The sequence below is a fragment of the Actinomadura rubrisoli genome (genome assembly GCF_004349215.1).
Taxonomy (GTDB): domain Bacteria; phylum Actinomycetota; class Actinomycetes; order Streptosporangiales; family Streptosporangiaceae; genus Spirillospora; species Spirillospora rubrisoli.
This window is the reverse complement of sequence record NZ_SMKU01000083.1, coordinates 18,801-28,763: the sequence shown is the minus strand read 5'-3', so window position 1 is coordinate 28,763 and position 9,963 is coordinate 18,801. Positions and strand designations below refer to the sequence as shown.

The 9,963-nt window shown below is 64.1% G+C and carries 9 protein-coding genes and 1 pseudogene; 6 read left to right on the top strand and 4 right to left on the bottom strand.

Annotation, left to right across the window (positions count from 1 at the left end):
* On the top strand, positions 1–422 hold a 422-nt coding region (locus E1298_RS17835), incomplete at its 5' end, for a DUF5713 family protein (protein ID WP_341770632.1).
* Between the two features lie 13 nt (positions 423–435).
* Here E1298_RS17835 and E1298_RS17830 read toward each other — a convergent pair.
* Complete coding sequence (locus E1298_RS17830) at positions 436–759, bottom strand: hypothetical protein (protein ID WP_131894612.1); 324 nt, start codon at positions 757–759, stop codon at positions 436–438.
* A gap of 63 nt (positions 760–822) precedes the next feature.
* Entirely contained in the window at positions 823–1,074 is a 252-nt protein-coding gene (locus tag E1298_RS17825) for a hypothetical protein (RefSeq protein ID WP_131894610.1), read from the bottom strand.
* A gap of 787 nt (positions 1,075–1,861) precedes the next feature.
* Here E1298_RS17825 and E1298_RS17820 point away from each other — a divergent pair.
* A complete protein-coding gene (locus E1298_RS17820; protein WP_207944692.1) occupies positions 1,862–3,094 on the top strand; it encodes a glycosyl hydrolase family 18 protein in 1,233 nt (410 codons plus the stop codon).
* Between the two features lie 88 nt (positions 3,095–3,182).
* A complete protein-coding gene (locus E1298_RS17815; protein WP_165975516.1) occupies positions 3,183–5,285 on the top strand; it encodes a DUF6973 domain-containing protein in 2,103 nt (700 codons plus the stop codon).
* Positions 5,286–5,566: 281 nt separating this feature from the next.
* Here the strand turns inward: E1298_RS17815 and E1298_RS48170 are convergent, their stop codons facing one another.
* Both E1298_RS48170 and E1298_RS48165 read right to left on the bottom strand, forming a co-directional pair.
* Positions 5,567–5,716 carry a hypothetical protein gene (locus E1298_RS48170; protein ID WP_165975515.1) on the bottom strand — a complete coding sequence of 50 codons (150 nt, stop codon included), beginning with the start codon at positions 5,714–5,716 and terminating at the stop codon, positions 5,567–5,569.
* Between the two features lie 482 nt (positions 5,717–6,198).
* Positions 6,199–6,345, bottom strand: a complete 147-nt coding sequence (locus E1298_RS48165) for a hypothetical protein (protein ID WP_165975514.1) — start codon at positions 6,343–6,345, stop codon at positions 6,199–6,201.
* Between the two features lie 162 nt (positions 6,346–6,507).
* Here E1298_RS48165 and E1298_RS17810 point away from each other — a divergent pair, with 162 nt between their 5' ends.
* From E1298_RS17810 to E1298_RS17800, 3 genes and pseudogenes are all read left to right on the top strand, one after another.
* On the top strand, positions 6,508–7,470 hold the full coding sequence (locus E1298_RS17810; protein WP_131894606.1) for a hypothetical protein: 963 nt from the start codon (positions 6,508–6,510) through the stop codon (positions 7,468–7,470).
* A gap of 105 nt (positions 7,471–7,575) precedes the next feature.
* Positions 7,576–8,085 (top strand): hypothetical protein, encoded by a 510-nt coding sequence (locus E1298_RS17805; RefSeq protein WP_131894604.1) that lies wholly within the window; start codon positions 7,576–7,578, stop codon positions 8,083–8,085.
* 448 nt (positions 8,086–8,533) lie between these two features.
* Positions 8,534–9,308: pseudogene (locus E1298_RS17800) on the top strand (transposase family protein).
* The last annotated feature ends 655 nt before the right edge of the window (positions 9,309–9,963 follow it).

Here is a 9,963-nt window from a genome sequence, read left to right as displayed (position 1 = left end):
CCAGAGGCTCCTGGCAGGGCGGTTGTTTTGGTCGACTTCGCATCTACCAGGAGCCTCGTCGCGTCACCGGCCGACTCAGTCCACCGCAACCACCTTGTGACCAGCACGATCAAGATGGAAAAGGCTCAATGTACGAGGACGGTTACTACCCCGACCACGTCGTGGACCAGGCCAAGGCGATCCTGCTGCGTCTCTGTGCGCGCATTGAGGCCGAGTGCCCCGCTGACCTGCCGGCCCTGTATGTGCTCACGCACGCCGCGACGCAGGAGTTCAACGAGCTGGAGGACGACTTCGACGCTGCGGGAAGCGAGCTCGAGACTGCCGCCCGGGAACTGATCGGTGAGGACTTCTGGTTCATCGCGACTGCATACGGCTTTACCGATGCCGACCACGAGGAGCTGATCGCCAACCGCGACTGGTGACTCAGCTTGCTGCTTAACGGCCGACCCACGCGATGTTGGATGGGTAACTCTTCTGGGGAGAGCCCTTCCTCCAGATCAGCAAGGTCACTGCAGAAGAGCCGCACCCCCAACCGCCGACCCAACCGTCGGCTCGGCGGCCTGCCCGGCCCAACTGGCGGGCCACCGGCTCAGCCAGCGTGAACAGCCCCGGGCCGTCCTCACACGCCCAGCCGCGTTCCACCAGCCTCTTGAGCTTGGACCGCAGGCCCTCTCGTTTGGCCGCCTCGTCGCCAAGCCCCATCGCGGTCGCGATCTGCCCGGCCCGCATCGGCTCGGCCGCACCCGGCAGAATCTCCACCGCGTCTTGGTACGCGGTCGGCAACACCGACGTCGACGTCCCCTTCCGCCACCGCGGCACCGGTCACCACTCCCAGCCGTGACGTCGCCCCCGCCGTTCCAGCAGGCTCAACCGATCGTTCCCCGGCTGCGGGTTCCTCGACCACCTGGGCCGCCTCGCCCAGAATCCCCTCCGCCGTCTGATGACGAGCCGCGCCAGCTGGTCTTCCTCGGCTTCCAACAGCCCGTTCAACTCGGCAATCCGCTCCCGGATCTCCTCGATCCGCTGCCGGACCGCGGCCTCCCGCCGCGCCAGTTCCTCAAGCAACGAGCCCATACGACCGCCTCCACCACGCACGGTAGAAGACGACCCGACACACGGCGACCGAACACCCAAAACGCAGCGCAACCAGCCCCTCGATAGGAACCGCACCCTTCGCCGAACGCAGAAGAGGTCCTGACCTGTTCATGTGCTCTGACCAAGGAAGCACTGGCAGGGGTGTTGGGTCGACCACGCCTCATACCGGCGTCAGCGCTGCGGACTCACGACAACCTGGTATGCGAGGCAATCAGTGTCGGTGCGGCCTCGAAGACGTTGGATCTCACGCCCGTCTGTGGTCTGGGGCGATGCTGTTTCCGGTTGGTAGCGCCAGCTGTACCGTCAGCCTTCCAGCAGGGGGGATCGACTCAATCGCGGTGCGTGGCGCAAACTGCGTAAGACCGAGGCTGTCAACCAGGAAGTGACTGCGGGTGGACAGTTTGCCCGCTGGTTCGACAGCACTGACATGCCGATCGGCACCGGGAGCGTAACCGAGCGAGAGGCCAGGTTCCGATGATCCCACCGACTACGGCTCCCCCTGTCACTCATCAGGACTTGCTCCGGTGGGGCAACGACATCGCGGCTGTGACCGGGCCTGGACAGCGTCGTATGGTGCGACGGCTCTCCGCAGGAAGCCTTGGGCCTCGTCATTGGCTGAACGCCGACAACGCTGTCGTAACGCCCACCAGCGCACCCATGGCCGCATGGTGCCATCGACAGCAAGTACATCGCGAAAGACTTCGTCGCCTGGCTGGTTGAACGTGACCGATCCCAGTCCCGATCCGCTGACCGGCGACTGCGCCCCTTGCGGAAACAGGCTCTGGAAGAACAGGGAACGAAAGCAGAAGAGCTGGAGAGGGGAACCGAAATGGCTTACAGGTCTGTGGGGTATTTTGGCAACTGGGCACAATATCGTCAGGCCGGAGGCAAATTCACGCCCGATCAGATCGATCCGTCACTGTTCACGCATGTCATCTTTGCCTTTGGAATGATCGGGTTTGTCAGTTGGAGCGTCGACCCCTCGCCGACACGAGCCGGAGAACAACGCTTTACGGGCGACTACACGATCCAACCCGTGGAATGGAATGATCAGCAGGTCCTGTATCCCGCGATGCAGGAACTGAAGCAGAAGAACCCCAGCCTGAAAACGCTGCTGGCGATCGGCGGCTGGAGCTTCAACTCGTGCGACGACACACCCCAGTCGGCCGGGACGGAACACCCCTACGGTCCTTTCACCTGCAAGCTGTTCAGCACGATGGCAGCCAACCCGGACGGCAGGGCGCAGTTCATCAATTCTGCGATCGACTATGCCGGACGTTACGGTTTCGATGGTATTGACATCGACTGGGAATACCCGGGGGACCCTCAACGCGGCGGTCAAGACGCCGACTACGACAACTATCTTGCGCTACTGAGTGAATTTCGCCAGGCGGCCGGGCAGGATTTCATCATCACGATGGCATCCGCCGCCGTCCCCAAAGGCAGCAGAACTGGCGACGCATTCTTCCAATGGTTGGCTCAATGCGCCCCGTTCCTGGACTGGTTCAACGTCATGTCATACGACTACCATGGGGCATTTGACGATCCGCAGACCGGAACGGGCGCCAATGCGCCCCTCCTGCAGGACTCTTCACCCGGCGGAACTTTTGATGTCAAGGACACGGTGGAATCCTACCTCAAAGCAAGCATTCCCAAAGACAAGATCGTGCTGGGGATGCCCACCTACGGACGGACCTATGTTGTCACACAGGCCGCCGACGGCTACGGAAAGCCATTCAGCAGCGCAGGGCCGGCCGGGCCGGCCACCGCCACTCCCGGCATTCTCGCCTACTACGAGATCCTCGACAAGATTGAGAGTGGGGAACTTGACGTTCAGCGGTGGGACGAACCGACCCTGACTCCCTACGCCTACAGCACCGAGACCGGCCTGTTCGTCAGCTACGACGATGAAAAATCGCTCGGCTACAAGGTCAGTTACGTGATCAAAATGGGGTTGGGCGGAACAATGACATGGGCGATCGACCTGGACAAGTTCTAGCACCCCCCTTTTTTTGCATCGCGCGGGTCAAGCTGGTTCAGTTCCGTCTCTCCCCCATCGCGGCAATCAGAGATTGCGAGGTATGACCATGACTGACACCACGAGCAGTTTTCCGTTGCACACTGCAATCAAGCGAATCCTGGATGATCCAGGCTCAAGGCCGACGCTACCGGGCGTTGACGAGGGCTCGCCCGTCGGAGATCAGAACTTCGGTGACGCCGCCCGCTACGACACCGGCATATCCCCAGCCGTCGCCCTGAATGCCGGGAACGTGCTTGTGGAGGTGCACCGGTCCCAGAGTGTCAGCACCCTCTGGTATCACGTCGGCAGGATCAACGGCGACACGATCGACTGGGGCGGAAGCATCGAGTACGACCAAGGAGTCACCCCTTCCGTCGCCGTCACCAACGACGGGCTGGTCGTAGAAGTACACCAGTCACAAGGCGCCAACACGCTCTGGTATCACGTCGGCAGGATCAACGGCGACACGATCGACTGGGGCGGAAGCATCGAGTACGACCAAGGAATTACCCCTTCCGTCGCCGTCACCGACCACGGGCTGGTCGTAGAAGTACACCAGTCACAAGGCGCCAACACGCTCTGGTATCACGTCGGCAGGATCAACGGCGACACGATCGACTGGGGCGGAAGCATCGAGTACGACCAAGGAGTCACCCCTTCCGTCGCCGTCACCAACGACGGGCTGGTCGTAGAAGTACACCAGTCACAAGGCGCCAGCACCCTCTGGTATCACGTCGGCAGGATCAACGGCGACACGATCGACTGGGGCGGAAGCATCGAGTACGACCAAGGAATTACCCCTTCCGTCGCCGTCACCAACGACGGGCTGGTCGTAGAAGTACACCAGTCACAAGGCGCCAGCACCCTCTGGTATCGCGGCACCGGTCAAATCGACGCAGACATGATTACATGGAATGACGAGCAGAGTCAGCATTACAGCGATGGCCTGGTTCCGAAGGTCACATGCAACGCGCAGTCGGCAGTGGAGACCCACCAGTCGACATCCAACGGGCTCTTCTGTTCGACTCTGACGCTGCCGGCCATCCGTTCCACCTGGTTCGACCTGCACGGCACGAATTCATACGCCTACTGTCAATGCAGCAACACGGACGGCCCCGACCAGAGGCACACTTCGAGCCACACGTTGAACGTCGAGGAGGGGGCACCGTATCTCTATGTTGTCCTCGCCAGGAGTGTCGACAACGCCGAATTCCCGGCCGGCGTGGTGATGACGACCACCGGCCCCGACGGAACCGTATACGACCACGACATCCAGGACGACAACCAACTGGTGATCATGTCGGGTTCATCGATTCAGTGTCTCGTCATCAGGAACCCCACGCCAGGCGGCTGGACCATGACCATGGAGGTACCCGCCGGCGTGGGATTCTGGTGTGTGTGTAACACCGTTCCGTCCCAGGACGTGTACCCCACAATGGATTCGACGGCACAACTGAACCGTCGGTTCATCGCCACCACCACTCTACTGTTCGCCGCCGGAATAGGTCTCCTGGCGGCAGTGTGGTACAGGCTGCGCAACTCTCCACAGCCGGTGACCGTGGCGGGGTTGACGGCGGCGATGTACGGGGGGCTGAAACCCGAGGACGCAGCCTGGGTTTCGAGGTTCATGTGGGACTCGTCCCCGTCGGCTCCGCCTTCGATGGTAACGCGGATCTACCATGAATTCATCACGAGGCTGGCGCAGAGGCTGGTCGACCTGGCGAACCGCCTGCAAACCATAGGTTATCCTTTCACCCAACTCGCGGAATATGTGGAATGGTTCGGGAAGAACTTCTCCGAGGAGGAGTACAACGTCGTGCGAGACACGAACACCCCCGTGGACCGGGTGCTGTTCGTCTACGCTCTCGTCTATTTCGAAGTCAGGCATATGACGGACGCCGAGGAGCAGAACGCGGTCCGCCACGCGCTGTGGCAGTGCTACCTGAAGAAGGCGTTCGGCGCGGACTTCGCCACACAGCTCGGCAACGCACACGAAGTGGCGAGGCCGGGCACCGAAGCGGACAACAAGGCCGACGAAATCAACAACGCCAAGGGCCAGCAACTCGCCGACCAGGTGAACGCGCCGTACCAGTGCTTCGACGCCGCCCGCCAGATGTGGGCACGCGGAGAGTTGCAGAAGCGAACCGATCTGGAAGGGGACCCGACCTGATCCGGCTCGCCCGCACTCGCCCGTAGGCGCTGATCGCACGGTGCCGTACCGTCGTGTAACAGGAGCAGGAGTGGCGCGTTTCGATTACCAGGCGGCGAACCGGCGGTGTACGCGAGCGCCGCGCTGACGGCAGGCCCGGTGGAGCCGAGCTCCGCGGCCGTCCACAGCGGTGATGTGCACCAAGGCCGGCTGGGCGGTCGATCCGGCGCGGGGCTTCGCGCAATCCATTGGTACGCGGAACCCGCGCACAGGTCACGGCGGTGGCCGCCGGGACCGATCGTTCAGCCGCCTTCGAGGGCAGAGTCCAGCGACCCGACGCGCAGCCGCACGGTGACCAGCCCACTGGGCAGCGACGGCGCCGCGCGCACGGCGGTGATGACAGCGGCGAGGACTGGTTCGGCGTTGTTGAACCAGCACCGGGAAGTCCGCATCCTCAGCGCAGACGACCAGGATGCTGCCGGCCGCGCCAGCCACGCAGAAGCCGCTCCACATCGCGCTTTACGCGGCGGACGTGCCAGCGGGGTCGACCGGCCTTCAACGCGGCGGTGGCCTCGGTGAGCAGATGGCCGATGGGCTGACAAGGCTAGCGGCATCGATGTTCCCTCAGTTCGACCCTGACGCCACGGCACCTCATATCTGGTGACCGTTCCATCACCCTACGACGCGAATCGATGCTTCGTCAGCCCACCGATGCGAACGACTGCTCGCTGACGCCCTCCACCACCCGAACCCGTCCAGCCACGACACCCACCGGCGCGACTGGCGACGCCGCCACCAAGCGCGATCACGCTGGTTCCACCAACGCACTCGACTTGGCCGCGAGTACGCGCTGGTCAGTTACCCTCGGCATGGACTCGGCAATCTGGGCCGCCTCACCCAGAATCCTGCTCATCGTCTTCTGGGTGATCTCCAGCTAGGACAGCCGATCCTCTTCGGCTTCCAAACGCGACTGCACCTCACCAAGCCGCCGACGAAGGTCCTCGATCCGCCGCCGGGCCTCGACCTGCCGCCGCGCCGGCTCCTCCTGCCACGACACCATCGCCACCACCGCCTCGCGCACCTACACCCACAGTAGAAGCCGGTTTCCCGATCAAATCCCCGCACGACCACCCCGAAGCCGGGCATCACCGAGCCGTACCCGATCCCGCAGTGGTGCTATGACCATGCACTACAAGGGTGGCAGGGGTTCCGGGACGAGCTGTGCCGTATCCGTGACGCCACAGTGCTGCTGTTCGTGCAGACCGGCCCGGGGCAGACCGCGCACATCGGCACCGCCAAGGCTCTGGAGTACGGCTACGGCCATACCCTGGACATCAGCGACAGATTCAACTACCAGATCAACATCGTGAAGTACTGGTCCGAGCGGCTGGCGTCGATCGACGTTCTGGCGCAGGTCACGGGGCTGTCGACCTGCGCTGGCGAGTGCAAGCCCGATGGGAGCACGCCGATTCGCCCGGGAGGATTCAGGAACCAGGTCCTCAACATCGGCGAGTCGTATTACCGGGCCCTGTACGTCGGCGGTATCGGGCACGCCACGCCGCAATGGGAATGGCAGGTGATCTATCCCTTCGCCCGTCCATCCAAACCGGTCCCCTCTGAGGGGCCCGCCACCCGATGCGATGTGGTGTTCGACACCGACGGCAATGACCTGGGCGACCCGGAGGGCGGCATCCGCCGCCAGCCGATCATCCCCGGGTGCGTGTATCCCGCCATTACCCCGGTGATCGAGTACTCCAAGTCAGATATCCGCGCGGACGTCGCCCGGCACATCGAGGCGGCGCAGGACTCCGGGCTTCCTGGCGAGCCGGGCGGTAAGCCGCTGACCCGTCTCCAGGACAGGGCCAAGAAACGCCAGAACGGTGACACCGCATGTCCGCCTCGCTGGGCGCGGCCCACAACCCCCACCGTCAAGTCCTGCGACGAATACCCGTTCCGCTCCAGTCACCAGGGCGCATCCACCCAGCAACCACAGGGGACCGGGCGGACGTTCGCGCCGCCTAACACCTCCTGGTGCGAGATGGATCCCGCCTGGGGCGTACCGACCGGTGTCACCGGCCCCAGCGGCTGGTCGTCGTGCATGCTGGAGGCCACCCAGAACACCGGGGCGGGCCGGGACCTGGGCAGTTTCTACGCCCGTAACCGGGTGCTGGACGGCGACGACTTCTTCGTCAGAATCGTCCCGTAAGGCCGAAGGTCACCACGTCTGATAACCAGTTCGGGGCGCTCCCCGCCCCTGCGGCCCTGGAGGGGGTGCGCAGGGGCGGGGACCGCTCATATCAGGAGGCGAACGATGCCGACGGACATGATCTGGATCGAGTACAACGGCTTCATCATCGGCCCCCTCGACTCCCCGCCGGTGTCGACCGAGCTGCCCTATCGCACCGGCCTGGTCGCCGCCGCGCAGTTCGAACCGGCCGGAGGAGCGGTGGTCGTGACCGGAATCAAAGACGACCAGATCCGAGTGACCGCTGAGCTGCTCACCGCGGAACCCGCCATTGTCCTTGACGTGTGGGAGGACGTCGCCGTCGTCGGCATCGACTGGCCCGGCGGGGTGATGCGCGTGATCGGCGCCGATGTGATCCCGCCATCGGTCATGCCGTTCACCGGTGAACTCCCTCCGGGCCCGATGATGGTGCTGGTGGCCGGACGCAACCGCGACGCGGGAGAGCAACGCGGCGACGACGATCCCATCGAGGAATACCTGATCAATGTATGGCCAGGTGAGGAGCCCGACCGGATGCCCAAGGCCACCAGCAGGGTCGGAGCCATCTGGCGCGACGCCACACCCCCACCGGCCTAGCCTCAACCCGCAGCGGCACAGCCGACGCCGGGTGAGGGCGGTTCATTCGGCTCTCGAAGACTGCCAATCAACGGCTGACGGCACCGGTCCGGGTTCTGGCCGACGGCGTTGGCGAGTGAGAGTTCGGTTGCCGGGTCGATGGTTGTGGGTCTTCTAGGCATGTGGTGATGGGAGCTGGGAAGTCGGCCGCGGTGAGTGAAGGCTGATTAACTTCGACGCTATTTGAGGCTCGCCGGATGATGAGGCGTACTTCTTCGGTATGGCTATTGGCGTGTGTTGCTAGGGTTTGGATGGCTTGGCCGAGGGTGATGATTGACCCATTTTCATCCGCCTGGGCGGGTGCTGATCACAGCATGACCGCGATGCGGGCGTTTGGCCGGTGACGTAAAGAAACCCCTGGTAGGCGGGTTGATCACCACAACCACCGCGTCCGAACCAGGGGCTCTGCATGCTGTTCTATCGCGCCGCCGTCGATTTGTCGCGTTCAACGCTGAACTACCTGGCCGGCCTGATCCGGCGGCGCCGAAAGGCGATCAGAGCACCCTGGCGGCTGCTGAACCCCGGGCAGCAGGCCCTGCTGGTTCTGGTCGACCTGCGTAAGGGCGAGACGTTCACCGAGCCCGGCGCGGGTTTCCAGGTGTCGACGAGCACGGCTTGGCGGTACGTCCAGGAGACGGTGACGCTGCTGTCGGCGCGGTCGCCGAACCTGACGGCGGCGTTGCGGAAGGCGAACAAGGACGAGCTGCACCTACTGGTGCTGGACGGCACCCTGATCGCGTGCGACCGGGTGCGGGCCGACCGACCGTACTACTCGGCCAAGCACCGCTGCCATGGGATGAACGTGCAGGTCGTCGCCGGCCCCGACGGCACGATCCTGTGGACATCGGGGGCGCTGCCCGGCCGCACCCATGACCTGACCGCCGCCCGCGTGTGGGGGACACTGCGCGAGCTGGACAAGGCCGGGATCCTCACGCTGGCCGACAAGGGCTATCAGGGCGCCGAGGCCGCGGTCTTCATCGTCCCGTACAAGGGGCGCAACAAGCCCGTGTCGCAGAAGCAGGCGAACCGCTCACACGCCAGGCTCCGCGCACCCGGTGAGCGCGCGAACGCCCAGCTGAAGTCATGGAAACTGCTCCGCAAGCTCCGGTGCAGCCCCCAGCAAGGCCGGCCACCTCGTCAAGGCCATCACCGTCCTACAGAACTACGAGGTCACCCGAAGATGAAAAGGGTTCACTGTGGTCTCCTTCTCGCCCCGTAACCTGCTCATTGACGCCGGTCAACCTCACCCAGTCCCCGACAGCAAAGCGGCGCCGAATCCAGCGATAGACGTCCGGCCAAACCGCCACAAGTTCTCCGACAATCCTTGGCCACCCCATGAGGAAGGTCAACCTCGGAAAACGATCATCTCGATACCGGGAAGCGATCTTCAACCTTCCACGTCACCGCAGCCCAGAAGCACTCGTGAACACTCCATCGGCCCCTCCGGCCGCAGGGCCGGCGCCGTCCCTCGCGTGATCGTCAGGCGGGCCGGCCGCTCCTCGGCCTGCTTCACCGGGGCCCGCAGCGAGTCCAGCCGCTCCCGCTCCGCGGCCCCTTCTCCAGCCGCTCGAATAGTCACTCCACCCGCGCCTTCCCGGTCTTGCAGGGCCCCGGCCAGCGCGTCCAGCCGTGGCGGCCGAATGACGGTTCGGATGAATGCGACCACCCTAAGTGAAGCAGGCGTCGCCTGGCAGTCACTGGGTTGAGTGTGCGGTCGCGGTGGACGGAGTTGGCTTCTACTGGTGCGAAGCGGGAGGGCGATCAGCTAGGAGTGGTGGATTCGGCGGCCAAGCGGGAGTGGCTGCAGTTCAAGGTGAAGTGGTTGGTCGAGCGTGGCCT